Here is a 26588-nt window from a genome sequence, read left to right on the forward strand (position 1 = left end):
ATAGACATTAGTGTCAGTCAGAGATAAACTTGAAACAATCTCATTTTTTTTATCTTTAACATGAGAATTTCTAATAAATATGCTTGAACTCCGTCACCTGAAGACCTTGTTAGCCTTATATGAGTGTGGAAGTTTAGTGGCTGCAGCAGAGCGATTACATGTGACGCAATCAGCTCTATCTCATCAAATTAAAGATCTGGAAGATAAAATCAGCGGATCACTTTTTGTTCGCAAAAGTCGTCCACTCCGCCTGACCACTGCTGGCTACAAATTACTGCATCTTGCTCAGGAAGTTGTGCCACAAGTAAAAGCCGTAGAACGCGAATTGGGACGACTGGCTACAGGTGAAACAGGACGGCTCCACATCGCGATTGAATGTCATAGCTGTTATCAGTGGCTGATGCCCACACTTAATCAATATCGCCAGCATTGGCCTGATGTAGAATTAGATTTAGCCAGCGGGTTTAATTTCGCGCCATTACCCGCCCTCTGTCGTGCAGATCTGGATTTGGTTGTTACGGCAGATCCCGAACCATTAGATGGTATTAGCTACATTCCATTATTTCGATATGAAAGTTTGCTGGCGTTACCCAAAGAACATCCACTCACCAAAAAACGTTTTATTGAACCACAAGACTTGGCAAATGAAACATTAATTATTTATCCGGTAGAACAAGGGCGACTGGATATTTTTAAGCAGTTTTTAGACTTAGCTGGCGTTGAACCCAAAGCAATTCGTACATCAGAATTAACACTTATGATGATTCAATTAATTGCCAGTGGCAGAGGTGTCTGTGCTTTACCCAATTGGGCTTTAACAGAATATTTAGAAAAAGCCTATATCACAGCAAAACCTTTGGGCAAAGAAGGCGTATGGTCAACACTCTATTTTGCAGCAAGAGATGACCAACTCAATGCACCCTATATGCAGGATTTTATTCTAACCGCCAAAGATACCTGTGTAGAAACACTACAAGGCATTACCTTGCTGAAATAGAAATAAAATTGATTCGCGAAGGGTATATAAAAAAAAAAGAGCTCTATCAAAGAGCTCTTACTCTAACAAGGAGATAAAAGAGAAAGTTCTAACTACAACCTCACTTTCACTCATATAGGGTAAATATCCACAGCAAATGGTTATTCACTGCCGATCTCGGCATTACCTATAGAATGTAATCTCATTGTCACAAAATTCACTGTTCACTTCTATGATAGCTTTGTAAATGTTGGAAACAATCTGTAATTAAATCAACAAGTTGAAATTAACGTACTATTTTATACATTAAAAATCAGTCATTTTTAACATAAATGCAACATAAGTCGTGCAATACATTACTGTTCAAGAAAAACGTTATTATTTCGCTACTGACGACGAGGCCACACAATACTAAAACGTGCCCCCCCCATTTCACTATGTCCCACTAATGCGCGTCCATTATGCCAATACACGATGCGTCGTACGATGGATAAACCCAGCCCATACCCACCTGAAGCTCGAGTACGACTATCATCCAAACGTGCAAATGCGGTGAAAACACGATCCCACTCATTTTCGGGAATGCCTGGTCCATCATCTTCAACATCAACTCGACACGTTTCAGAGGTCACGGTATAACGTACTGTCACTTTTGTTTTTGCATAACGTAGTGCATTACCCACCAGATTTTGTATAGCACGCTGCATATAACGTCGCTCAACTTCTGCTCGTCGTTTAGGCTCAGACGCAGGGCAAGGGATATGCTCCAGCGCTATACCATTCGCTAATGCCAAGTGTTCTTTAATCACCTGGGCAACAATTTCATCCACATCAACTCGCTTAAAATGTAAAACAGGTGATCCCTGTTCCAAACTGGCATACGTTAAAATCTCATCAACAAGATGATCCAGCTCTTGAATATCGTTATCCATACCACCTAAATAATTTTCACGCTCATCTGCCGATTGCGCATCCTCAACCATTTGCAAGCCAAATCTCAATCGGGCCACAGGTGTTCTTAACTCATGAGAAACCCCGCGAATCATTTCTTGCTGAATACTCAACAAGCGTTGTATATGTGAGGCCATACCATTAAATGCTCTCGCCAGCCTACCCACAGAGTCAGAACCTCGAACATTAACCCGAGCATCCAGGTCACCTCGTGAGATTTTTGTGGCAGCCCGCTCCATTTTACGCAAACGTTTTTCCAGCCCACGAACCAAGATATAAATCGCTAGACTAATAGAGGAAAATGCAAAGAGGCTAATCGTAAAAACTAACTTAAAAGGGTACATTTCTAAAAAGCGAATGGGTCCTACTTCTAGCACTTGTTGAGTTTCATCCAACCCAACATTACTTCCCCCTTCAAGACCTACAAATAACCTGATTGAACGTGCATCAGGTCCTAACAGCATGACCATGTGACCATCACGTAAACGCTGTAAATTTTGTGCGGATAAACCACTATCAGCGGCCCGGTGATACGACAGTGGATAAGAAAACACATGTTGTAATTCTGCAACCTGTGCTTGACGATGGTGAAAAGGCATACTGATCAAGTGTTGCTTAATTAACATCACAGAGCCGTAGGCCAGCTGCTCTGAAATACTGGTCACTCTGCCACGTAATAACGTATGTTCATCAACCATGCTATATACGTGTGCCTTATCAGGTGTTAGCTGACTTACAACAACTTCTTTTTCCTTTAATCGATCTAACTCAGCTTGACTTAATGTTGTCCGTTCAGCCTCAACAAGCACTAAAGGAATACCTAATAAATGTTCTGCTTGTTGTAGCAGCAATAGCTGTAAATCCTCAGGTTTTCCTGATAACTGCATTGCCACAAGATTAAATGTACCTTGAGCGACAGACTCCTGGTAATCCTGTAAGCGAAAACTATTAATAATGGTGACGGCTAACCCTGATAACACTGCGACCAGAACCAGTGTAAATAACAACCCACCATAAATACGTAAAAAAATACTGGTCACAAGCACTCCTAAAAGGAATCAAGGGTAATCAACAAATGAACAGAGAAAATGAATTCAAAGCAAAAACAAACGCAGACTGTTTACCCTCATTAAGGATATACCCATATCGGCGAGAATAATCTTACTCAATAAGAGTTTATTCACCGAAGTATACTCAGCTTTTAATGATTACGCTGTGCTATGATCTCACTTATGCAGGTGTATATACGTTGTTTTTTAGTTACCCCATCATGCCTTAAAATAAGACAGAACAAGCCGTAATGAAAAACACGTATTATTGAGCAATAATAAAGAAAAAAATTACTTTACCTAAATAAACAAAAACCAGACAAAACGATAAAATTTGTCTGGTTTTATTGTATAAAGCATATGTACTCATCATGCTTATCAGAAAGTGCAAACACCTTCACTCAATTAAGCGTTGATCACACCTGCATCTTTAACAAATAGATAGCCCTTACTTCGAACTGTCTTTATTAGTCGAGGGTGTATCGGATCATCACCTATTTTAGGACGAATGCGAGAAACACGTACATCAATAGAACGATCTTGACCATCGTATTCTATACCACGTAAAGCAAGAAAGATTTCTTCCCTACTAAGTACCCGTCCAGAATTACTGGCAAGCAACCAAAGCAAATCAAACTCAGCACTTGTCAGCTCAATACTTTCGTCCCTTAGCCAAGCTTCACGCATAGCATTATCAATGACTAAAGGTCCAAATACCAAGCGTGTCGTAGAATCACTTGGTGCTACACTTTCTACCAATTCAATGGGTGAGCGTCGCAACAATGCTCGAATCCGTGCCAAGAGCACCCGAGGCCGTACAGGCTTAGCAACATAATCGTCCGCCCCCATTTCCAGCCCTAACACTTGGTCCAGGTCATCTGTTCTTGCAGTCAGCATTAAAATAGGACCTTTATACGCTGGTCTTAGTCGACGGCATATAGAAACGCCATCTTCTCCAGGTAACATAAGGTCCAACACCACAAGGTCGGGTGTTTCACTTAATATACGGTCAACAGCTTTAGCACCATCACTTTCAACAGCAACACTCATACCATTACTTTCTAGGTATTCCTTGGTAAGTGTGGCTAAGCGTTCGTCATCTTCGACGATCAATACTCGACCCGTTTCTGAATGTTCCACAGTAACTCTTCCATCCTTCGCCGATGAGCCGTCATTTTACTGACACTAAAAATAGATCACTATTGCGTTATATAACTACTTTATGACGCACTCAACAAAAAAAAAGCCTAATTTATTCACAAAGGTATCGTCATTACCTTAATAAGACAATTAGCACATGTTTGTTTTGACCGAATTAATCAAATCAGAATACGTTATTGAGTATCCCCTTTACGATGGTACTAACTAATCTATGACTCTCAAGGATAAACAATATTCATGTTTGGTAATAGCAGTATTGCAATTTTTATTAACTGTTTCATAGGCCATTTTCAGAGTATGTAGCCACTTACCTCACAGTTTACTCACACTTTATACACAAGCTCTCCCCAGGATATTAAACTTGCATTAAACGCAAAACCGCATTATCTTGTGTTTAGTAGATTGAAAAACCCAATATCTAGTTTTTAATCACTTTACACGATGTAACAAACTTTACTGAGCACACATCAGCGCCTAGCACAACAAATCATTAAGTAGAATATCTTGTTTGATAATGCAGCCAAGCATTATCCAGCAGTCTTAGAGGTTTTCTCCCCTCTTTGTTGTCAACTGACACGGAATTTCTGTCACCTTACTGATCAATTGACTTACATTTGTAGTCAAGGCGTTGTTTTGTGGATTTTTTATCGACCTGGTACTGCTTTATTAGGTAATTGGCTACATGAACAACAACCTTCTGGTTACCAAACGTGATGGGCGTAAAGACCCACTTGATCTTGAAAAAATTCACCGGGTTATTACCTGGGCTGCTGAGGGCTTAAATAATGTCTCTGTATCACAGGTTGAGCTTAAGTCTCACATTCAGTTTTTCGATGGTATAAAAACCTCAGACATTCATGAGACGCTCATCAAATCTGCAGCAGACTTGATCTCAACAGAGGCTCCTGATTATCAGTATTTGGCTGCACGTTTAGCCATTTATCATTTGCGTAAAAAAGCCTACGGACAATTTGAACCTCCTACTCTTTATCAGCATGTTTGTCGTGTTGTTGATCTTGGTAAATATGATCGCCACCTGCTGTCTGATTACAGCAAAGAAGAATTTGATCAGATGGATAGCTTTATCCAGCATCAGCGAGATATGAACTTCAGCTATGCTGCTGTTAAACAGTTAGAAGGCAAGTACCTTGTACAAAACAGAATTACAGGCGAATACTACGAAAGCCCTCAGTTTCTGTATATCTTAATAGGGGCCTGCCTATTTAGTGGTTATCCAAAAGAAACACGGCTGGACTATATTCAACGTTTTTATGATGCTGTTTCTTTATTTAAACTATCACTACCAACACCTATTATGGCAGGTGTTCGCACACCTACACGTCAATTTAGCTCATGTGTACTGATTGAGTGTGATGATTCGTTAGACTCTATTAATGCAACGGCCAGTGCCATTGTAAAATACGTCAGTCAACGTGCTGGTATTGGAGTGAATGCAGGACGTATTCGAGCACTAGGAAGTGCGATTCGTAGTGGAGAAGCTTACCACACAGGTTGTATTCCTTTTTATAAGCACTTTCAAACCGCGGTTAAAAGCTGCTCTCAGGGTGGTGTTCGTGGCGGTGCTGCAACCTTGTTTTATCCAGTTTGGCACCTTGAAGTTGAGTCTTTACTGGTACTAAAAAATAACCGTGGTGTTGAAGAAAACCGTGTACGTCATCTTGACTATGGTGTCCAGTTCAACCGACTGATGTACCAGCGCCTTATTAAAGGTGAACACATCACACTATTTAGTCCTTCAGATGTACCAGGTTTATACGACGCTTTTTTCGAAGATCAAGAAAAATTTGAACAACTGTATGTACAGTATGAAAATGATGAAAATATTCGAAAACGTACGGTAAAAGCAGTAGAACTCTTTTCACTGTTTGCAGCAGAGCGAGCTAGTACGGGTCGAATTTATCTACAAAATGTTGACCACTGCAACACACACAGTCCATTTGATCCTAAGCAGGCCCCTATTCGCCAAAGTAATCTGTGCCTGGAAATTGCACTACCCACTAAACCGCTGACCCGTATTGATGATCCAGAAGGTGAAATTGCGCTGTGTACACTGGCTGCATTTAACCTTGGCACCATTGAAGATCTCAATGAGCTAGAACCACTCGCTGATCTTATTGTAAGAGCACTGGATAGTTTACTTTCGTATCAGGATTACCCCGTACCTGCGGCACAAAACTCCAGTTTAAATCGTCGGACCTTAGGTGTGGGTGTTATTAACTTTGCTTATTACTTAGCTAAGCATGGTGTGAAATACTCTGATGGCTCTGCAAACCCACTGACCCATCGCACCTTTGAAGCGATTCAATACTACTTGCTGAAAGCATCGAACAAACTCGCCAAAGAGTTTGGTGCATGCCCCAAATTTAATGAAACAACTTATGCAAAGGGTATCTTACCTATTGATACCTATAAAAATGATGTTGATAGCATTTGTAGTGAACCACTCCATTTAGATTGGGAAACATTACGTCAGGAAATTCGAGAAAATGGCTTGCGTAACAGCACATTGAGCGCATTAATGCCCTCTGAAACATCTTCTCAAATCAGCAATGCCACTAATGGTATAGAGCCTCCTCGCGGCTATATCAGTATTAAAGCCAGTAAAGATGGTATTTTGAAACAGGTCGTTCCTGACTATCAAAATCTGCAAGAAAATTACGAATTACTCTGGGATATCCCCAGTAATGATGGCTACTTACAGTTAGTTGCGATTATGCAGAAATTCATTGATCAAACGATCTCTGCCAATACCAACTATGATCCCAATCGTTTTGAAGGCAGTAAAGTGCCAATGAAACTGCTGCTAAAAGACCTATTAACAGCCTATAAACTTGGTGTAAAAACGCTTTACTATCATAACACACGTGATGGTGCAAAAGACGCTCAAGATGACCTGGATGATGGTTGCGCAGGAGGTGCCTGTAAAATCTGATGAGGTAAGGCATATTGCCTTACCCCACTCCCTAAAAGTAAACCATTGCGAATGATTTTTTAGGAATATGCTTAGGCATGGGTCTTTTCTAAAAAGTCTTTCGTACAGGGTATAAATTGGGTTCGCTTGATAACAGGCCTGATGACTTCTATGAAATACACTACTTTTAATCGCGAACAGTTTGATGCCACCAAAGAACCCATGTTTTTTGGTAAGCCAGTCAATGTCTCTCGTTATGATCAACAACGCTACCCTATTTTTGAAAAGCTCATCGAAAAGCAGCTTTCATTTTTTTGGCGCCCTGAAGAAGTTGATCTCTCAATGGACCGCCGGGACTTTATGAGCTTGCCTGAACATGAGCAGCATATTTTTATCAGTAATCTAAAATATCAAACTTTACTGGATTCAATACAAGGCCGGTCTCCTAACGTAGCATTTCTACCACTGGTATCAATCCCTGAACTTGAAACCTGGATTGAAACCTGGTCATTCAGTGAAACAATTCATAGCCGTAGTTACACCCACATTATCCGCAATGTATTGCCTCAGCCAGCACAAATTTTTGATGATATTGTCGTCAATGAAGCTATTGGTAAACGGGCCACAGATATTACCCGTTACTATGATGACCTCATTGCCAGCACCAATCACTATTTACAGCTTGGTCCTGGCCAGCACACCATTAATGGTCAAACGATTAACATTTCACTACGCGATATAAAACGTAAGCTTTATTTAACGCTCGTTGCTGTGAATGTCCTTGAGGCTATCCGCTTTTATGTGAGTTTCGCTTGTAGTTTCGCTTTTGCTGAGCGCGCAAAAATGGAAGGCAACGCCAAAATTATCAAGCTCATCGCACGCGATGAAGCTTTGCACCTGACAGGCACACAGCACATGCTGCAAATCATGGCATCAGGCGATGATGACCCTGAAATGGCAGAAATAGCCAAAGAAGTGCGTCCACTTGCCGAAAAAATCTTTACTGATGCTGCAACCCAGGAAAAAGAATGGGCTGGCTATTTGTTTCGTGATGGATCGATGATTGGTTTAAATAAAGACATACTGAGTCAATATATCGAGTACATCACTAACCAACGTATGCAGGCCATTGGTTTTAGTGCACCTTTTGAGACCAAACAAAACCCACTGCCTTGGATGAACTCATGGCTAGTCAGTGATAATGTTCAAGTAGCTCCCCAAGAAGCTGAAATTAGTTCTTATTTAGTTGGTGCTATTGATAATGAGGTCGACAACAGCGACTTTTCTGATTTTGACTTATAGCCTTAAACACTTCCATAAGCTAATAACAAACTAGGTGTATAACGATAAAAGAAAAACCTAGTGGATAAGGGTATTTTATGACCATGCCCTTATCCTGTTTCAAGAATAGTATGCTATCACCCCAACATATAAACCAAAACAGTCTATACACCCCTAATGTCACCATGGCAAAAATCATAAAAATACAAGACGAATTCAGCTTTATTTCCCGTAGTGAGCATACAATACTTGAAGCATTAGAAGCACAAAATATTGCAACAGAATATCAGTGTCGCCAAGGATTTTGTGGTGTTTGCCAGGTTACGTTATTAGATGGTGAGGTTGATTATTTAGAGGACCCCATAGCCTTTATTGGTAAAGGCAAAATACTCCCCTGCTGTTGTAAAGCAAAAACAGACATCACTATTGAGCTACCTTATCCAGCCACGCCTATTGATAACGAACGCGAATAATCAATACGACAGTAACTTGTCTCTCATCAATAATTTAATAGTTCTACCGTACAAAAAACTTTACTTGAATCACACAAATAAATAGAATCCCTCAACTCTAGAACTTGCAAGTCAGTCCCAAACTGGCAAGACAAGCCTCACATGCGGCCGCATATTTTTTATCAACACATACCTTACTATTAAGAAGTAAGTGGGGGATTTAATTGTGTTTAAAAAAACACTTGCCGTAGCTGCTATTATCTCTACATCGTTTATTTCTGGTTGTGCCAGTATTGTCAGTGAAGATGTTTACCCTGTTGCGATCAATAGTACGCCAGCATCAAGCACCTTTATTATCCGAAACGAAGAAGGTAAAACCATTCACCAAGGTACGACACCAGAAACAGTGTCTTTAAATGCTGGCAATGGTTACTTTTCAGGAGCCGACTATACCGTTACTTTTAGCCGTGAAGGATATAACGACTTAACCATTAATTTAGAAAGTACTGTTGATGGCTGGTATTGGGGAAATCTTTTTTTTGGCGGTTTAATTGGTATGCTAATCGTAGATCCTGCGACAGGCGCAATGTACAAACTGCCTCCTGAAATCAACTCAGACATGACACCAAATGCAAATCAACTCAGTATTATGACACTTGATACTGTAGCACCTGAAGATTTGCCTAAACTGGTTAAAGTTAACTAATTAATTGACCTTACCCTCTCTTATTTTTAAAACATGTCGAAAAACAGCTGAACCAGCAAATAGTATGCTGGACTCATCCTTCGACACTCACATTGATATAAGCAGAGGGTAAGTTTTACCTCTTAAACAACTTACTTTCGTGTTGGGCGAATTTCAACCCGGTAGCGAAGGTCGTCGCCTTTAGTATAAAGGGATAAAATCTCTCGTTCCTCATCCCAACGTTGTTGCCAAAACTGTTTAGGTACATTAATGGTAAGGGTCCATCCTTCAGGAAAATGCCTACGAGCAGGAATATAAATTTCAGTAGGCCCCGTAATTCCCTTTCTCGTCGTGAACTCCAAAGTAAAATGTCGTGTATTAGCATCATAAAGATACGTCTTAGGCTTACCTGCTATTGCTCTTGGGTAAATCCGCACCAACTCATCCACTAAAGCTGTTTCATTCCCTTGCTGGTCTGTGGGCGACCAACTCCCAGGATCATTTGACCAAAGCGCCCAGCCCGCTTGCATATGATCAGCAAACTGCGTGACATCACGTATAAACTGGGTAGATCCTTTCTGTTGAGGGTTTATACCAAATTCACCAACCACTAAAGGCATTTGTTGATTATCCAGCTCCCTGGCGCGTGCCGATGCCCAGGACTTAAAAATAGTTAAGTCACCGTTATAATCTCCACCTTCATGCAATAAAGGAGGATAAAAGTGTGGCGCATAAACAAGTCTTTTCTCTCCTTGACGACTGTCATTAATAACGGGTAAGGCAGATGCAACACCAAAATTAACACCCAAAGCCTGAGGTTCAACAAAAATCCAAGTATCATTATCAACAGTTCGAATCTGCCGTATGACACGCTCATAAAAAGGCTTTAACCAAGCGGGTTCAAACAGTGGCCAGGCAAGGCTTCCCCCATAAGGCTCATTCATCACATCATAACCAATTACATTTGGTTCATCTTTAAAGCGTTGAGCAACATGTTGCCATGTAGCGGCATAGTGATCCTGTAAGTAACTATGGCTACCATCATAACGCCAAAAATTGTCAAAAGAGCGAGTTACACCAGGCTCAAGGTAAGTAAGCCACCAAGGAGAACGGGGTTGAGCAGATAAACCATCTGTAATAACCGCCCAGCCAGGAGCACCATCCCCACCAAACTGTACAGCATACAAATCTTGATGCATATCCAGTAAAACATACATCTTCTGTTGCTGATACCAACGGATACGCTCAGCCACTAAATCCAAGTAATGTTCATCATAAACCCCAGGGGATGGCTCTATCGCATCCCAAAAGATCAGCAACCGTACGAAATTAAACCCCCATTGAGAAGCTTCTCTTTCAATATCTTCAGGTTGAATCCAAGGTAATCGCTGAGGGTGCTGCTTTGCGCTACTACTGGTATTTAATCCATGTAAAATAAGTGCCCGTCCTTGGTCATCTGTTATATAACGTGGTTTTTCCGCCACAATTTTACATGCTGATAAGATAAAAATTAGGCTCAATAACAAAACTGAGTGCAACGCTCGCATGCTATACTCCTTGTAAATATTATTTTTATTATCTGTCCACAATACCTCCCCCTACTACTGGATAAATAGAAATAAGGGAGATAAAAAAGTTTTTTTAACTAAGATTTACCCTTCAATAAACACTGTTTACTGTCGCAAAGTGAGATGATAATTAAATGAATGATTTAAAGTAGCACTGTTTAATTTAGTTTTATTGCTATTTACTTTTAATAATTAGCTATCTAAATCACTCGAGACTAACTGGAAATTATTCCGTCATAAGCCTTTCATAGTCATAAATAGTGCTGGCATTTTAAAAATAATGCTGATTAACTGTAAGATAGCAGGTATTAGTAAACTAAAAAGGGGCTAAAATAAGCCTCCCATAATAACAATAAGATTAGGGCATTCTTTAAAGTGCAGACTTTTCACATTGGTAGTATTGCACCCTGTGCTAGCACTCATGAAATACTGGGTTTCCTCATGTGCCAATACCAACCTCTTGCGAAAACTGTTTTGGGATGAGCCTATACGAGAATAACAGGGATTAAGAAATGATAAAGATTATCAACTACAAGGCTTTACTACGCTTAAAACAGTGCCTTACACTGACCTCTACCCCTATCGCCGCAAAAATAGGCAGATTCCACCATTGTTTTTATTTACTACTTGCCTATCCTGGTGGAAAATCCAGCAGGTACAATAGATACAGCTTGTGCAGACGGGTCGTTTAGCTTCATGTGATGACTTATTCATTACGAAGGGGGTTGAGCATCAAACAGAGAGGCTCAGCAACCAGCATGACAAGAAGTTTACGAACAGAATGCACTGGGGTTTGCGTTAGCTATGTTGCTTTACCCAAGTGACTCGCAGAAACAGCCTGAACAACCCACAGGCTAAGTAGTAATTGAGTGTGGCGTTACCCAGCATATTCAGTACTCTGTTTCGTAATCCTCAGTCATGGATCAGTCAATCGGGCATAGTTGGTGTGATTATCAAACGTCATTGTTGTGTAAATACACAAAGTATGAACGTAGGGTATTTAGCTGATAGCCCAAGAGCAAGTAGTCCATTAGAAACTGAACATAGATTGATAGGGTTCATCCGTGAATAGTAAGTTAAAAAGTTTCGACATCATTGCTGTCGGTTTAATGACATTTGCCCTGTTCCTGGGGGCAGGTAATTTAATCTTCCCCCCTTCTCTGGGACAAATGGCCGGTACAGATTTAGCCATAGCAATCTTTGGCTTTCTCCTGACCGGTGTTGGGTTACCCCTCTTAGGACTCGTCGCTGCTGCACGGATGAACGGAGGTCTGACAGAGCTTACTCAAGACCTGCCTTTCAAAGTCTCTGTAGCCTTAGGCTTAGCCATATACCTAATCATTGGCCCCTTCTTTGCCTCACCTAGAACAGCAGTTGTTGCGTTTGAAATGAGTGTAAAAAGTATTTCAGATAGTAGTGCTGCACTCCCTATTTACTCTTTTGTCTATTTTGGTGCCACCTTAGCCTTAGCACTATTTCCAGGCAAACTGGTAGACTCCATTGGTAAAATCATCACCCCACTACTGGTACTGGTGATTGCCGCTATTGCACTTGGTACTGTGTTTGCGCCACAAGGCCCACTAGGCACCCCCAGTGAAACACTAACAGCCCCCTTTTCCCATGGTTTTAAAGAAGGCTATTTGACCATGGATGCATTAGGTGGATTAGCCTTTGGTATCGTTATTATCACAGCCCTTCGAGATAAAGGTGTTTCTGAGCGTCGTTACCTGACACGCTACACTATCTATGCTGGCTTGATTGCAGCCTTAGGACTATCACTGGTCTATATCTCTCTAGGTTACCTGGGTGCAACCAGCCAGTTAATTGCAAGTAATGTAACCAGTGGCGGTGAAATTATTCAAATTTACACCAATGCTATATACGGTGATGCTGGAAACTTAATCCTTGGCTTAACAATTACCCTGGCTTGTTTAAGTACTGCCGTTGGTTTGATGACAGCCTGTGGTGAATACTTCCACAAAACATTCCCACAACTGTCTTATCGCACGTATGTCATACTGTTTACTGCTTTAAGTGGTGTTATTGCCAATGTCGGCTTAAGCCAGTTAATCTCACTCTCTATCCCTGTATTGTTTTTCATTTATCCATTGGCTATTGCCATTATCTTCTTATGCTTGATGCGTCCACGCTTTAACCGTCCTCGTATCGTATTCAGCTGCACGCTATTGGCAATTCTGCCTGTCAGCTTGTTTGAAGGTATAAAGGCTGCTGATGCTAATTTGATCAACCCTATGATGGATATATACACCTCTCTACCATTCCATGCTCACGGATTAGCTTGGGTCGTACCAGGTGTTGCGGGATTACTGATAGGCTTTATTATTAGCCACCTTATGAGATCTGATGAGCAAGCTGAAGCTGCTGCTGCATAATTTCATCTCGTAATACATTTCTGGCAATCAAGCATGTTGCTTGATTGCCAGATCTCACCTACAAATATCACAACACAATCCACTAAACACTTCCCATCACTCAATCAGTCACCACTTTGTTATTATCTTCTGCTATATCTATTGTTTTTTAAATGAACTGACGCACATGGCAACACTGAAGGGTTCGCTATAATCCACGACTGAATCTAGTTTAAATGAGATTTTTTAAAGATGAACAAAATGATGAACCACATAAAATCAATTAGCTTGGCAGTATTCACCTTGTTACTGCTTGCGGGATGTACCAAAGTCACCCAAGAAAACTTTGAAAAGATTGAAGTTGCCATGGCTTATAGTGAAGTCACTGCGATTCTTGGTGAACCTGACAATTGTGAATCGCTATCCCTATTTAAAAACTGCTTTTGGGGTGATAATAAAAAACAAATCAGCATTAAGTTTGTCGATGACAAAGTCACATTAAAAAGCAGCAAAGGGCTTACCCCATAAATAATCCCTATAAAGAGGCCTTTGCGCCTCCCCCCTCAGGATCTATTTTCAAAAAACAAACTTACTTTTCATTTTCACCCATCATTCCCTGACAGTTTTCGTCTAAATTACCCTCAACTTTTTTATTAATTGTTTTTTTTACTTTTTTGATTGCACACGCTAATGCAGGTATTAATTTCTGATGTTTTTTATTTAAGTAGTGAAAAAGAATGATTTCCTGTAGAGGTGGTTGAAGTATTTTTACGCCTTTAACACCAGAAAGCGCTAAATTATTCGATTCATGCATTGCGACCACATCAATTCTACCAGCATCAAGTGCTTTAAATAGTTGTGTACCGTATGAGCCTAACAACACACGATCCATACCTTCCGTGCCATGCTCTGCGTATTTTGCTCCTCTTAACACACCTATCCGATAGGGTTTTAAGCTATTCCACCCCTTTACTTTAAACTCAAGCATTTTTGTATAAACAAGCACTTTCAAACTAAACAAAGGCTCAGGCACCATTACTAGATTTGGATAAACTTTTTCCATACCTGCAATACGGCCTCCTTCACCATCAGCTAACCCTGAGTTAACCGCTTCAAGTGAACGTTTATTAGGGAGCAGCCTCAAATCGATCTCCATATCAAGTTCAGCATAGGCATCCACTAATACTTGCTTCATTAAACGTACATGATTTTTATCCTGATCATCCAATGTCACCAACACCAATGGTTCTGCAGCTAGTGCCTCATTTATGAGTATCACAAAAAAACACAGGAAAACGATCTGCCATCGTTCCATCTTAAACATGACGATACCTATCTTAGAAGTCTTAAACTCAACTATAAAAAACCCAGCACAATGGCTGGGTTTAAACTCGCAAAATTAAATGGTCTTCTATAAGTATACGCTAAGCCATGTGTCGACGACGTTGGATATAGTGATTACCCAATAACAGTAGTGTGAGCAATAGTGGTATAGATAGGATATTAAGCAGCTTGATCAAAGTGCCCAATTCTTCAATATCCTGCCCTAGCTGATGTTGCACTTCTCGTAAGTCTTTACGGATACGTAACTTCTCAGCTTGGAACTGTTCTAACGCCTGCTTTTGCTCTGGGCTTAAGGTGAGCTTTTCTTCTCCATCCTTTGAAGATTGTAACTCAGATAATTTACTTTCTGTTTCTTCCAGTTGTTTCTGCAACTCACGTTCTTTTTCACGGAATTTATCTTCCGCTTCACGCTCAATGGCATCAACCAGATCAAATGGACGAGAGAACTGTCCACGGCCACGGATACTGATTAAGTCTGCATTACCAAGCATATTATCTACTGAGTTAATAAACAGATCGCCATTACCCGCAAAAGGCTGCGCAAATGTTTGTCCAAAAAACTGGCGAACACTTACCCATAATGGATCACCTAATACATCCGTATCAGCAATAACCACCACGTTAATATCATCTTTTGAAGCTGTTAATGGATCCGGGAATAATACTTCTTCCTCTTTGTCTTCTGCTTCATTCTGCTCTTTAGCTTCATCTGTTGTATTGGCCTTAGCATTTACGCCAGCAGCAGCCACTTCTTCAGTTTTTTGCTTATCGGCTTTGGCAGCTTCATCAATAGACGTATTTTCAGCTGCCGCCTTATCATCTGCCTTAGCCATTGTTTCACTTTCTGCATCACCCGTTGCATCAGCATTGTCCGCCTCATCCTGCTCTTCTTTTTTCTCTGGAGGTCCATCAGGAAACGCTGTTTTGACCGGGCCTTGAATACGTGCAGCCACAGTATAATGCTCACCCGTTGGTTTAAAGTCATTAAACAACGTGCTTGGATTCTGCAAAAAGGCAAACTTACTTGCATCAATCAACATGGCCTGATCACTGGATTGGATCAAGGGTGTAAATGTTGTTGTTGCACCTTCAATAGGCTCTAAAGCGCCAGCGGTAGCAAAGTTAATGACTTCCAAATCAGCCATAACCACTTCGTCTTTAGCGAAATTCTCTTTGCCATAACCAACAATACCTAAATGACGTGCAGGACGCTGACCTTGACCTTGACTGATTGATAGCGCATGTTTAGCATCCCCTATGACTTTATCTTTGGTCATGATTAATCCCCATGCCTTAAATAAAGCTTCCAGGTTAGAGGCTTTAGGACCAAAAGCCATCATACCGCCCCCACCAGTATCCTGGCTGGCAACAGGGTCAACAAATATCAACGCATTACCACCAGCCAATACATACTGATCAATAGCATATTGCGCATCATCAGAAATATCCTTCGGGTGGATAACAATCAATAAATCAACATCATCACCGATTTTATTAAAATCGAGTCCCAATCGTTCAACGTTAAATAACATATCTAACTGGGAAACAGCGACCCAAGGTTGTGAAGGCTGGCGTGTCATGGGGTTAAACCCACCGTCTACCTGAAGACCTGCGACCAGAGCCAGTTTTGGTTTTTCTTTTTGGCTCGCCGCATAAATCAGTTTACTGATGTCGTACTCAAGAAATTCTTCTTTATCCAGCTGGAAAAATTCAATCACTTCCTGATTACCGGAATCACCTGTCGCCGCTAAACCAAAATAAACTTCAGGACCGCCAGCACTGGTTGGTATTGCTTGTAACCCATATTCTGCCGCTTTATCTTCAGCTTCAGAAAAAGGTTCAGGATCGATAATTTCAAAGTTAAGATTATCACCAGCGATAAGCGAATATTCTTCCAATAATTCACGCACTCGCTTGGCGTAACTACGTAGTCGTGGCAAGTCCTTAGTCAGCTTATTAGAGAAAAATAATTCCAACTTAACAGGCTGCTGCAAATTACGCAGCATATTATGGGTACCATCAGATAGCGTATATAAATTGTCTTCGGTTAAATCTGCCCGCCAGTTTTTGATCACATTATTTATCAACAATACCAACAGTAATACTGATATTGCCAAAATCAATAAACCTGCACGAGAAAAGAGTTTCCTGGTCATTTTTCCACTCCTTAATCTGCTTTTTTCATATCAATAATGACTGCGGTTGCAAATAACCAGGCGGCAATCATAATCAGGAAATACAACAAGTCACGTAAATCGAGCACACCTTTACTAATTGCAGTAAAGTGCGTCAGAAAGCTTAAAGAAGCAATCGTATCAAGCAATACTGTTGGCGCCCAAGACTGGAAAAAGTCCAGTACTAAAGCAGAACCTGCTACCACAAAGATAAAACACACGACAACGGTGAGAATAAAAGCAATGACCTGATTACTCGTCAATGCAGACATACAGGAGCCAATCGCCAGGAAAGCACCCGCCATCAACCAACTACCTAAATAGCTGGCAATAATGACACCATTATCAGGATTACCCAGCACGTTCACAGTGATCCAAATAGGAAATGTCAGTACCAAGGCAATGCCGGTAAACGCCCATGCTGCTAAAAACTTAGAGAGTACGGCATCCCTCAAGGTTATAGGCAACGTTAATAACAACTCCAATGTGCCTGACTTACGTTCTTCTGCCCATAAACGCATAGCAATAGCGGGTATTAAAAATAAATACAACCACGGGTGGAAATCAAAAAAAGGCAACAAGTCGGCTTGTCGTCGCTCATAAAAACCACCAATGTAAAAGGTAAAAACACTGGTGAGCAATAAAAAAATCACAATAAAAATATACGCCAATGGCGTGGCAAAATAACTGCCCAATTCACGTCTAAAAATAATGCCTACTTTGCCCATCAGGCAACCTCCTCTGCCTGTGACTCTTTCATGGTGACATTGCGAAAGACATCATCAAGCCGACCACGTTCAACAAAGAGTTGTTCAACCACCCAATCTTTATCTTGAATTAGTTTATTTACACCTGGGAAAACTTCAGCACCTGACTTAGGAATCAGCGTGAATCGCCTGGTGCTCTCAGGACTGACCTCAACTTCTGCTACCGCATCTAATGCAGCCAGATCATTTAATACATCATTAGCAGTATCCACCTGCAGTGTGACAGCATGGTGATAGCGTGAACGGGCTTCCAACTCAGCGGGCTTACCATCTGCAACCAGCTCACCTTTGGCAATAATAATGGCCCGGTTACATACAGCACTCACCTCTTCCAAGATATGTGTTGAAATAATTACAATCTTATCTTTGGATAAATTGCGAATCAGATTACGAACCTGATGCTTTTGGTTTGGGTCCAGACCATCAGTAGGCTCGTCTAAAATCAACACTTTTGGATCATGCAGTATCGCCTGAGCAATACCAACTCTACGCTTAAAGCCTTTGGATAAGTTTTCAATACGACGGGTAAGCACACTGTGTAAAGCTAATTCTTCAACAACTTTTTCAATACGCTGCTGAAGCTCCTTACCTTTAAACCCGCGAATTTCACCAATAAATCTCAAGAATTGTAGTGTCGTCATATCAGCATAAGCCGGTGCCCCCTCAGGCAAGTAGCCAATTAATTGCTTAGCGGCTAGTGGGTCTTTAACTACATCATGTTCAAAGACGGATATAGCGCCTTTTGTGGGCGTTAAAAAACCGCAAATCATTTTCATGGTCGTCGACTTCCCTGCACCATTGGGTCCCAAAAAGCCCAATACTTCACCAGGGGTTACTGAGAATGAAATATCTTTGACTGCCTCAAAGTAGTCAAAGTTTTTGCTAAGGTGCTCGATCTTGATCATAAGCTTGCAACTTGTCTTGTAATAAACAGTTCGATTCCTTAAAGACGGAACCTAATATGTTGGCTAAGATGAATTTTTCAAGTAACTCATACTGTTCACAAAAGTAACACTTACCGTGATTTCATGCATGTCACAACCTGTAGGAGGCCACAGCAGAGAAGAAGTTATAGCCTTTGTATACCCTTCACTAGTGGTATAGAAGACTAGAGAACATAAAGAGCTTTCCTTCTCTTTACTGAAAGATTAAGCCTCAAAGCGCTAATGAGACAAACACTTTACCGGTCAAATAGTGACATTTTAACAAAAGCGTCCCAACACTGGTCTCATGAATGCTCCAGTATAGACCGTTAACATTTTAGATTTCTCCCTCATAAATGTCATATATCCGCTTACAAAAAAACAAACCACACATTAGAAATCTCTCATATACCTTGTAAGGTTTTAATTAGATGCTAGCCAAGACTAAAATAGATAACCCACTATCGGTTCATCCAACAAGCGGATAATAATGACAATAATATGAACATCTATCCATAAGAAGGTTTTGTAGTGAAGTTAGAATAGCGGTTGGGATAGCATGACCTGTTAAGACTAGTGATAGCAACATTACCTTCATGAGGTAGGCAAGCTATTAAATGAGGAGTCCCTGGTAGAACTTTTATTGTATATATTGTTTGGGTCAAGCATGCCGATAAAGAAGATGACCAATTTTTTTCAAAGAGGCTTTTATATTCATGATAAAGAAGTATCTCTAGCGATATGAGACCAAAATACAGGAAGATTATGGATGAAACAATTCCCATAAAAATGGCGATTACACACCCTGTATCTTATTAAATAAAAAACCTTAAAAAAGACTATATAATCTCAAAAAGAGTTTATATTTATTTTAACACAGATTAATAATCTACGGGTGCACACAAATTATTTTTAAATAAAGAGCAATTTTTTGTTTATATTAGTTTAAACAACCTCCAAGGAGTGAAATGATTTCACCACCTTTTCCTTTTGACGAAAAAGACAGACTTGCAACGCTTTATGCTTTGAACATCTTAGATAGCAAAGCAGAAGAACGAATTGATCGCTATACCAGATTTGCAAGTTTAATTTTTAATGTACCTATCGCCCTTGTTACGCTTGTTGATGAAAAAAGACAGTGGTTTAAATCCAAAGTTGGCTTATCAATAAAAGAAACTAACAGAATTATTTCTTTTTGTGCTCACTGCATTCTTACAGATAAACTTCTCATAGTACCTGATACCCATGAAGATAAGCGTTTTTATGATAATCCTTTAGTAACCTCTAAACCATTCATTCGCTTTTATGCCGGAGTACCATTAGAAATGCCTAATGGATATCGAATAGGTACACTCTGCATTATTGACCAAACCCCACGATCCTTTTGTCAATCAAATACAAAGCTTCTAACGTTATTAGGAGATATCGTTGAGAAGGAGCTTTCGTCACCACAGTTTCAAGATACAGATGAACTCACAGGAATTTCAAATTTAAGTGGTTTTGATAAACTAGCTTTCCTTGTAACAAACCTTGAACAGAATAGTTCAAATATTCAACTTATTTTATTTACTCTATCTTCATTAAGCGAAATCAACCAACGTTACGGCTACAATGAAGGGGATAAAGCCTTAGTTAGCTTTTCGAATTTATTACTAAATTGTTCTCATAATGTTTATGCCATCGGAAGACTTTCAGGCAATATATTTGGAGTACTTATTTCCAGTTTACAGCCTAATAGTATTAGTCGCTATTTATACAAAGTATCAACCTTAACAGCTGAGTTTAACTTAAAAAGTGATTATAAATTAAGTTATCAAATTCAATGTGTGAATATAAATAGGCATCACGAACTCAACTACAGCAAAGTACTACCTAACAAGTTATCATAGTTATTCTCACAATGATTGACTCATTTTATGAAAGCACTGTCAGTGAATTTTTATTGTAATTCCAGAAGAAACTAACCCAAAACCCCAGCTTTAAACTGGGGTTGTCTCATCACTTAAAATCAGTTATGGGTTAAAAGTAGTACACACATATTCGTTACATTTTGCAACAAATACAGAGCCATCACGTTTTGTGATTGCAAAGCCTTCTTCAGATGAAGCAACCTTTTCTACATTGTTAATAATCAGTTTATTTTCATCCCGATATCCCCCTCCCCAAATGATTAATTCACCATCACTTTTAATCGCTGCAAAAGCATTCTTGGTTGCATATAGAGATTGAATCTGTTTAAGGTTACCTTGAACATAATCAGAAGTACCGCCGAAATTATAACTCCCCCAAGTAACAACGCTTCCATCTTTTTTAAGTGCTGCAAATGCATGTCTAGACGAAATAACTTGTTGTACCTGATTCAACTGTTGATGAATATCACTTAAATCGTAAGTGCTATTCTCTCCCCAACTCACAACTGTTCCATCTTTTCTTAGTGCAGCAAATGCATATTCAGTAGTGTAAATAGATTCAACTTGATTTAGCATGTATTGCACATCACTGGAATCTCCACCATATGCATTCCGTCCTTGATATTTATTTCTTCCCCAAGTGACTACCGTTCCGTCATATTTTAAGGCAGCAAAGGTATACCCAGTGGAATACAATGACTTAACATTATTAAGCTCGCCACCAACTTGGCTTGAATCAGCTCCATGCTGTTTATTACCCCATGTTACAACTGTCCCATCTTGCCTAAGTGCAGCAAAGGCTCCTTCTGTTGATGCAATCGATTGAACTGAGTGCAACTGATCTTGAACCTGGCTAGAGTCACCACCATAGTTCTGCCTGCCGATAGGCGATTCCCAAGTGACAACAGTTCCATCTTGTCTTAAAGCGGCGAAAGCACTATCCGTAGCACTAATTGACTTTACTTGAGTCAGTTGATTTTGAACTAATTCTGTGTCACCTCCGCTATAAGCACTTCCCCAAGTTACAACAGTTCCATCATTTTTTAAGGCAGCAAACGCCCTTGCAGTTGTTTTTATAGCTTGAACATTAGACGTCTCTACTGCCAAACCATTGCCCCAAGTAACTACACTGCCATCAACTTTGATAGCAGCAAAACCATTTAGGTTAGAATAAATTGAGCTGACTTCATTTAATTGGTCTTGTACCTGACTTGCATCGCCACCAAACTTAGCATCTCCCCAAGTCAAGACTGTTCCATCCTTTTTAAGAACAGCAAAAGCATAATTATTTGAAAAAATTAACTTAGTTCCAGCTAAAGATGACGATTTAGCCTTATGCTCTTCAACACTTTGATTTTCATAAAAGGCACTTGCATTAACACCTTGACTTATAGATAAAAACAATGCACTTAAAATCAATCCTTTCCTCATACGCATTTTACTCACTTCACGATAAATTTTTATAAAGCCAGCAACTATTGTTTAGCACTGGCATGGACTTTTAATCCTAATTTATATAATAGATTTCCATACTAAAAACATAGTTAGTTCTACTTAAAAGATAGAAAAAATCTCTTCACTAGAACACTCGTTCTTTTCAAACCTTAAAAAACCAACTAATATTTTAATAAATTTAAAAACTCATAACCCATAAAACATATATTTTATCTAATACATTACCAAACGGATACATTAAAGAATACTGGTTACTATAAAAGTCTTTTTATAGCATCAAAAGATACAACACCCCCTTTAAAAACCAACTCAAAAACCACAAAAAATGCAACCATTTCAATGTATTACAAAAAATCCAACATTAAAACCAGATTAAACAACACTTTACTCCCCCTTACACAACTGCACCAAATATTGTCCAACCTGTTACATTTTAATGCATTCAAGTTATTGCTTAAACAAATCAAATTAACTATAAATAACACCACCAAATTAAAGTTCAATATTTTGCTCCCATATTTTTAGAAACGAACAAAAACATAGACATTACACCTTGACATACCAAAATCAATCAAACCACTTTAGACATCTAATTATTTAGATCATTATATTTTTTTAATCTACAAGCCAAATAATTTATTCAAACAAAAAAGTAAAACTCGACCAACCATCCTTGAATTATTATTCAAGGATTTAATTAGCAACACAAAAGGAAAAGAAATGAACAAAGTTATATCAACAATATTACTTTTAAGCTTTTTTGTAACCGGATGCTCAAGCTATACTACGATTGATACAAACCCATCTAAAGCAAAAGTTTATGTGGATGGCAGTTATGTAGGAAATACACCTCTTAACTATGGAGATAAAAGTATTGCAGGCACAACTAAAAGTGTAACACTGAAAAAGGATGGCTATAAAGATAAACATGTAAAAATAAGTAAAGAGGAAGCCCAAGTAGGACCTATTATAGGAGGTTTCTTTTTATTAGCACCATTTCTTTGGTCTTTAGGTTACCCAGACAACTATACATTTGAAATGGAATCCAAAGATTTATAACAAAATAAATAATATAACATGGATGTTCACTCCTAATGCCTTCATGAAAAATTTTCTTCTCCAGTCAAATTAAATACCATATTGAGAACAGTTGCTTTTTCTACTCTTCAATGAATAACAAATATTCAAAGCAAGCCCAACTTTCATAAGAAAATTGGTACTTTCTATTCATCAGCTAACCCTATACTAATTTTTTTCGTCTCACCACAGATTTATTAATTTAACAATACTAACAAGCAAATTCTTTCGCATCTTATCTTTTTCATCAATCATAAATAATTAGCATATAAATATGAATCAAAAGCCCTATAACCTGTGACATCGATAGAAACTCCATAGCAGTTTTTTTACCAATGCCTGACCTAATAAACATTATCATTCTTCAACAAAAATAGTCGCCCCTCTCATTTTTATCGGTTAAAAATAGACCAATTTTCGATAGGGGTTCCCCCATAATATTTTTGACTTTTCCATATTGATTTTAGGGCTTGCAGCAAACACTCTATTTCATGTCTAATGGGTCTGCTAAGTTTTCTCAAGTCAAATTTAAAGACTCATCCTTCATAGGTGTGGGAAATATCAACCTATGATGTTTTCTTGATGGATCTCGGAGGACAAGGATTATGTTAATTAATAAATCAGCTTTAGCCTTTTTTAGTTTGTTAGGCTTATCATCATTTGCAAATGCTTTTGACCCAATATGCTACGAAAGTGCCATAAACAGTGTTAAAAATCTTTCAAAATGTGACCTTAGTGACGCAGACTTAACGCAAGGAAGCAGTATTCCTCGAAAAGATTTCAATAACGTGACATTAACTCATGCTAACCTCACTAATGCTAATATGTATGGCGTTTATCTAAATAATGCTGATCTTAGATTTGCCAACATGAAGGGGATAACTCTATATTATGTAGAAGCTCAAGACACCAATTTTTCTTTTGCTAATTTAGAAAACTCAACATTGAATGTAGTAAACCTTTCTAGCGCTAAATTAATTCAAACAAATCTATCAAATAGCGATTTAACTGGTGCCTCCTTATTTTTTGCTGACTTTTCTGCTGCGAACTTACAAAACGCAAACTTAAGCTATACAATGATGGCTGAAACTGATTTCAAATATGCAAACTTTAGTCATGCTTCGGTTGAGGGAGCTGAAGCAGGCTCATCAAATTACAGCTATGCAAATTTCAGTAATGCCAATCTATGGCACGCCCAGTTGATAAATTCAGATTTTAGCTATGCAAATCTATCAAGTGCTAATTTATCTGAAGCTGATTTTCGTGGTGCCAATTTAACATCAGCCAACCTTGAAGGTGCTAATCTAGACCAGGCAAACTTTTGTGGTGCAACCTGGGTGGATGGAGAGCTATGCTATGAGGGATCAATTGGCTTTTGTCTAAAAGAAGGCTCAAATCCTGGGGAGTGTAACTAGGGCCTAAGTAGCCTTATATTTCACTTTAGAAAGATATTTGTCTAATAGTGCTAAGATAACTTTCAAAACACTGCTACTGACTCTTAACAGGTTTGTATAGATAAATAATTTATAGTGCTAACGTCTTGATCCTAATGACGCAATCACGCAGTTTATAGGTAAGCTTCTTATGAGGCTTACCCTTTTTTTAGTTTTGATATTAATACATCAAAAGACCTATTGGCGATAAACAGCTTCAATGTTATTCCCATCAGGATCATAAAGAAAAGCAGCATAGTAGCCTGGAACATACTTAAGTCGTAATCCTGGCTTACCATTGCATTGGTAGCCATTTTTATACCCTACATTATGGAACGCTTTTACTTTTGACTCATTGGCCGCCTTGAAGGCAATATGGAGGTTGGAAGAAGGAGAGTCTTTCTCAATCAAGAATAAAATACGCTCATCATCATTAATTTGTCCATATCCAGCAGCTGACTCACTTGACCATTTAGGCTCAATATCAAGAGGATCAAGTACACAACGGTAAAACTCTACACATTGCTCAAAATTCCTGATTTTGATTTCAAAGTAATCAATCATGACTTCTCCAACATTTTGTTTGTCTAACTTTTTATCAGAAGCTGCTAGGTACTAACCTAACCTTCATATCAAATTTTTTCTAAACTGCAATCAAAAAGCACTACTTCAGTCAAATTGGTGCCATTTTTGCTAACTTAGCTATACTTCCTAGTAAAGATTGTACTTGAAGAGGTAAAAGATGGCTTTATTCGATGTCGAGCTTGCAAATGCAAAAGAGGAGTATAAAGCCATCGATGGATTTCTTCACGAAACCTTTTATGATGTAGAGATTATTGATGAGTCAGGTCAGTGGACTGTTTATGCAGAAATTGCTTTTAAAGAAGCTGTTGCTATGATTCGTAAGAAATTTCCTCACTTAAGTGTCAGTCAACTTGTGATAAAAAATTTAGAATAATTTCTACCTCACCGAGTTTTCAGCAAATTAATGTAAAACAGGCTAGTCCGCATGGACAAGAAACATAGAATCTGGATTTGGGTAGGTGTCGTTATTTTTGTTGTTTTAGTAGCGACAATAGCACTCTTCCTATATATCGCTGATTTTTTTGTTAAAATAGTAGGAAGTATTATTGATATTCTATGGCTGCTGATTAGAGCTTTGTTTGGTATTCCTATTGAGTAGCAATGTAATTAAATAATCCTTAAAGAATTCTACTTAATGCGTTTATAAAATCATCTAGTCTCTAATCGTAATAACCCCGCGATAAGAATCAATGTCAAATCTAGAAGTAAAGATTTGATCTGATACTCAGAAAATATAATTACTCATAGATTTGTTAACCAATCTAGCTAAATTGCTACACTTCAGATAGAGTGTATACCTATTATCTAATTAAGGGCGTAATATGGAGTTTGATCATATTTTTATCTGTGTTAGTTCTCGAGCACCAGAGGCTGAGAAACTAAAAGTCTTTGGTTTAACAGAAGGCACATCGAATAAACACCCAGGTCAAGGAACAGCCAATCGCAGGTTCTTTTTCCATAATGCCTTTATTGAGTTTTTATATTTAGATAACCCTAATGAAATTAATAATGATATAACTAAACCTACACAACTCTCCGAAAGGTTTGTTAGTCACAAATCAACAGCCTCTCCTTTTGGTATTTGTTTTAGGCCGGAATCTAACACTACCAACAAAGCAGTTCCTTTTAAAAGCTGGGAATATAGACCAACATACCTACCTGAAACATTAAAAGTTGATATTGGAGTGGCTCCAATCACTGAGCCTATGTGGTTTTTCTTATCCTTTTCCTCAAGGCCTGACCAACAGTTTGATACAAAGCGTCAACCAATGGAACATTCTGTTGGTTTTAAAGAAATAACTTCAATGCGCATTTATATTCCAGCCGAAACGTATTCCGATCCCGCTACTCACGCAAATAATACTAATGGAATTGAAATTATAAAAGCGGATAAGCATCTAATTGAAATTGGGTTTGATAAGGAAACTTGTAAGAAGTCACATAATTTTATGCCCACCCTTCCCCTTATTTTTAAATGGTAAAATCAATGTATT

23 protein-coding genes are annotated in these 26588 nt (G+C 38.9%); 14 read left to right on the forward strand and 9 right to left on the reverse strand.

Annotated features, from left to right (window positions below):
• The first annotated feature begins 79 nt into the window (after nucleotides 1-79).
• On the forward strand, nucleotides 80-997 hold the full coding sequence (locus ACQ96U_RS20970) for a LysR family transcriptional regulator (RefSeq protein WP_431723225.1): 918 nt from the start codon (nucleotides 80-82) through the stop codon (nucleotides 995-997).
• Nucleotides 998-1362: 365 nt separating this feature from the next.
• Here the strand turns inward: ACQ96U_RS20970 and ACQ96U_RS20975 are convergent, their stop codons facing one another.
• On the reverse strand, nucleotides 1363-2967 hold the full coding sequence (locus tag ACQ96U_RS20975) for an ATP-binding protein (protein WP_431723226.1): 1605 nt from the start codon (nucleotides 2965-2967) through the stop codon (nucleotides 1363-1365).
• 414 nt (nucleotides 2968-3381) lie between these two features.
• A complete protein-coding gene (locus ACQ96U_RS20980; RefSeq protein WP_431723227.1) occupies nucleotides 3382-4116 on the reverse strand; it encodes a response regulator in 735 nt (244 codons plus the stop codon).
• 525 nt (nucleotides 4117-4641) lie between these two features.
• Between ACQ96U_RS20980 and ACQ96U_RS20985 the strand changes: the two genes are divergently transcribed.
• From ACQ96U_RS20985 to ACQ96U_RS21005, 5 genes are all read left to right on the forward strand, one after another.
• A complete protein-coding gene (locus ACQ96U_RS20985; RefSeq protein ID WP_431723228.1) occupies nucleotides 4642-4851 on the forward strand; it encodes a hypothetical protein in 210 nt (69 codons plus the stop codon).
• Nucleotides 4820-7090 (forward strand): class 1a ribonucleoside-diphosphate reductase subunit alpha, encoded by a 2271-nt coding sequence (gene nrdA, locus ACQ96U_RS20990; protein ID WP_431723229.1) that lies wholly within the window; start codon nucleotides 4820-4822, stop codon nucleotides 7088-7090. The genes ACQ96U_RS20985 and nrdA overlap by 32 nt, the downstream gene beginning before the upstream one ends.
• Before the next feature lie 150 nt (nucleotides 7091-7240).
• On the forward strand, nucleotides 7241-8371 hold the full coding sequence (gene nrdB, locus ACQ96U_RS20995) for a class Ia ribonucleoside-diphosphate reductase subunit beta (protein WP_431723230.1): 1131 nt from the start codon (nucleotides 7241-7243) through the stop codon (nucleotides 8369-8371).
• 77 nt (nucleotides 8372-8448) lie between these two features.
• Nucleotides 8449-8823: a class I ribonucleotide reductase maintenance protein YfaE gene (yfaE, locus tag ACQ96U_RS21000; protein ID WP_431723231.1), complete on the forward strand. Its 375-nt coding sequence runs from the start codon at nucleotides 8449-8451 to the stop codon at nucleotides 8821-8823.
• 205 nt (nucleotides 8824-9028) lie between these two features.
• Nucleotides 9029-9508, forward strand: coding sequence for a hypothetical protein (locus ACQ96U_RS21005; RefSeq protein WP_431723232.1), 480 nt, complete (start codon nucleotides 9029-9031; stop codon nucleotides 9506-9508).
• Nucleotides 9509-9639: 131 nt separating this feature from the next.
• Here the strand turns inward: ACQ96U_RS21005 and ACQ96U_RS21010 are convergent, their stop codons facing one another.
• The gene (locus ACQ96U_RS21010) at nucleotides 9640-11034 is read right to left on the reverse strand and encodes a cellulase family glycosylhydrolase (RefSeq protein ID WP_431723233.1); all 1395 of its coding nucleotides are present in this window, start codon (nucleotides 11032-11034) and stop codon (nucleotides 9640-9642) included.
• A gap of 1085 nt (nucleotides 11035-12119) precedes the next feature.
• Here ACQ96U_RS21010 and brnQ point away from each other — a divergent pair.
• Nucleotides 12120-13448, forward strand: a complete 1329-nt coding sequence (brnQ, locus tag ACQ96U_RS21015) for a branched-chain amino acid transport system II carrier protein (protein WP_431723234.1) — start codon at nucleotides 12120-12122, stop codon at nucleotides 13446-13448.
• Nucleotides 13449-13688: 240 nt separating this feature from the next.
• Nucleotides 13689-13955, forward strand: coding sequence for a hypothetical protein (locus tag ACQ96U_RS21020; RefSeq protein ID WP_431723235.1), 267 nt, complete (start codon nucleotides 13689-13691; stop codon nucleotides 13953-13955).
• A gap of 61 nt (nucleotides 13956-14016) precedes the next feature.
• Here ACQ96U_RS21020 and ACQ96U_RS21025 read toward each other — a convergent pair whose 3' ends face one another.
• The 4 genes from ACQ96U_RS21025 to ACQ96U_RS21040 all read right to left on the reverse strand — a co-directional run bounded on the left by ACQ96U_RS21025 (nucleotide 14017) and on the right by ACQ96U_RS21040 (nucleotide 18617).
• Nucleotides 14017-14751: a substrate-binding periplasmic protein gene (locus ACQ96U_RS21025; protein ID WP_431723236.1), complete on the reverse strand. Its 735-nt coding sequence runs from the start codon at nucleotides 14749-14751 to the stop codon at nucleotides 14017-14019.
• A gap of 100 nt (nucleotides 14752-14851) precedes the next feature.
• Nucleotides 14852-16927 (reverse strand): Gldg family protein, encoded by a 2076-nt coding sequence (locus ACQ96U_RS21030; RefSeq protein ID WP_431723237.1) that lies wholly within the window; start codon nucleotides 16925-16927, stop codon nucleotides 14852-14854.
• 11 nt (nucleotides 16928-16938) lie between these two features.
• Nucleotides 16939-17673, reverse strand: a complete 735-nt coding sequence (locus ACQ96U_RS21035) for an ABC transporter permease subunit (protein WP_431723238.1) — start codon at nucleotides 17671-17673, stop codon at nucleotides 16939-16941.
• Nucleotides 17673-18617, reverse strand: a complete 945-nt coding sequence (locus ACQ96U_RS21040; RefSeq protein ID WP_431723239.1) for an ABC transporter ATP-binding protein — start codon at nucleotides 18615-18617, stop codon at nucleotides 17673-17675. The genes ACQ96U_RS21035 and ACQ96U_RS21040 overlap by 1 nt, the downstream gene beginning before the upstream one ends.
• 986 nt (nucleotides 18618-19603) lie before the next feature.
• Between ACQ96U_RS21040 and ACQ96U_RS21045 the strand changes: the two genes are divergently transcribed.
• Complete coding sequence (locus ACQ96U_RS21045; RefSeq protein ID WP_431723240.1) at nucleotides 19604-20524, forward strand: diguanylate cyclase domain-containing protein; 921 nt, start codon at nucleotides 19604-19606, stop codon at nucleotides 20522-20524.
• A 123-nt stretch (nucleotides 20525-20647) separates the two neighbouring features.
• On the opposite strand, the gene ACQ96U_RS21050 is transcribed toward ACQ96U_RS21045, so the two are convergent.
• Complete coding sequence (locus ACQ96U_RS21050) at nucleotides 20648-21982, reverse strand: RCC1 domain-containing protein (protein ID WP_431723241.1); 1335 nt, start codon at nucleotides 21980-21982, stop codon at nucleotides 20648-20650.
• 738 nt (nucleotides 21983-22720) lie between these two features.
• Between ACQ96U_RS21050 and ACQ96U_RS21055 the strand changes: the two genes are divergently transcribed.
• The gene (locus ACQ96U_RS21055) at nucleotides 22721-23059 is read left to right on the forward strand and encodes a PEGA domain-containing protein (RefSeq protein ID WP_431723242.1); all 339 of its coding nucleotides are present in this window, start codon (nucleotides 22721-22723) and stop codon (nucleotides 23057-23059) included.
• A gap of 623 nt (nucleotides 23060-23682) precedes the next feature.
• Nucleotides 23683-24492, forward strand: a complete 810-nt coding sequence (locus tag ACQ96U_RS21060) for a pentapeptide repeat-containing protein (protein ID WP_431723243.1) — start codon at nucleotides 23683-23685, stop codon at nucleotides 24490-24492.
• A gap of 216 nt (nucleotides 24493-24708) precedes the next feature.
• Here ACQ96U_RS21060 and ACQ96U_RS21065 read toward each other — a convergent pair whose 3' ends face one another.
• Entirely contained in the window at nucleotides 24709-25074 is a 366-nt protein-coding gene (locus ACQ96U_RS21065) for a VOC family protein (RefSeq protein ID WP_431723244.1), read from the reverse strand.
• Nucleotides 25075-25252: 178 nt separating this feature from the next.
• On the opposite strand from ACQ96U_RS21065, the gene ACQ96U_RS21070 reads away from it, so the two are divergent.
• The 3 genes from ACQ96U_RS21070 to ACQ96U_RS21080 all read left to right on the forward strand — a co-directional run bounded on the left by ACQ96U_RS21070 (nucleotide 25253) and on the right by ACQ96U_RS21080 (nucleotide 26576).
• Entirely contained in the window at nucleotides 25253-25468 is a 216-nt protein-coding gene (locus ACQ96U_RS21070) for a hypothetical protein (RefSeq protein WP_431723245.1), read from the forward strand.
• Nucleotides 25469-25519: 51 nt separating this feature from the next.
• Nucleotides 25520-25693: a hypothetical protein gene (locus tag ACQ96U_RS21075; protein ID WP_431723246.1), complete on the forward strand. Its 174-nt coding sequence runs from the start codon at nucleotides 25520-25522 to the stop codon at nucleotides 25691-25693.
• Between the two features lie 223 nt (nucleotides 25694-25916).
• Nucleotides 25917-26576, forward strand: a complete 660-nt coding sequence (locus ACQ96U_RS21080; RefSeq protein WP_431723247.1) for a VOC family protein — start codon at nucleotides 25917-25919, stop codon at nucleotides 26574-26576.
• Nucleotides 26577-26588: the final 12 nt, after the last annotated feature.

The organism is Zooshikella sp. RANM57, from assembly GCF_050749885.1.
GTDB lineage: Bacteria > Pseudomonadota > Gammaproteobacteria > Pseudomonadales > Zooshikellaceae > Zooshikella.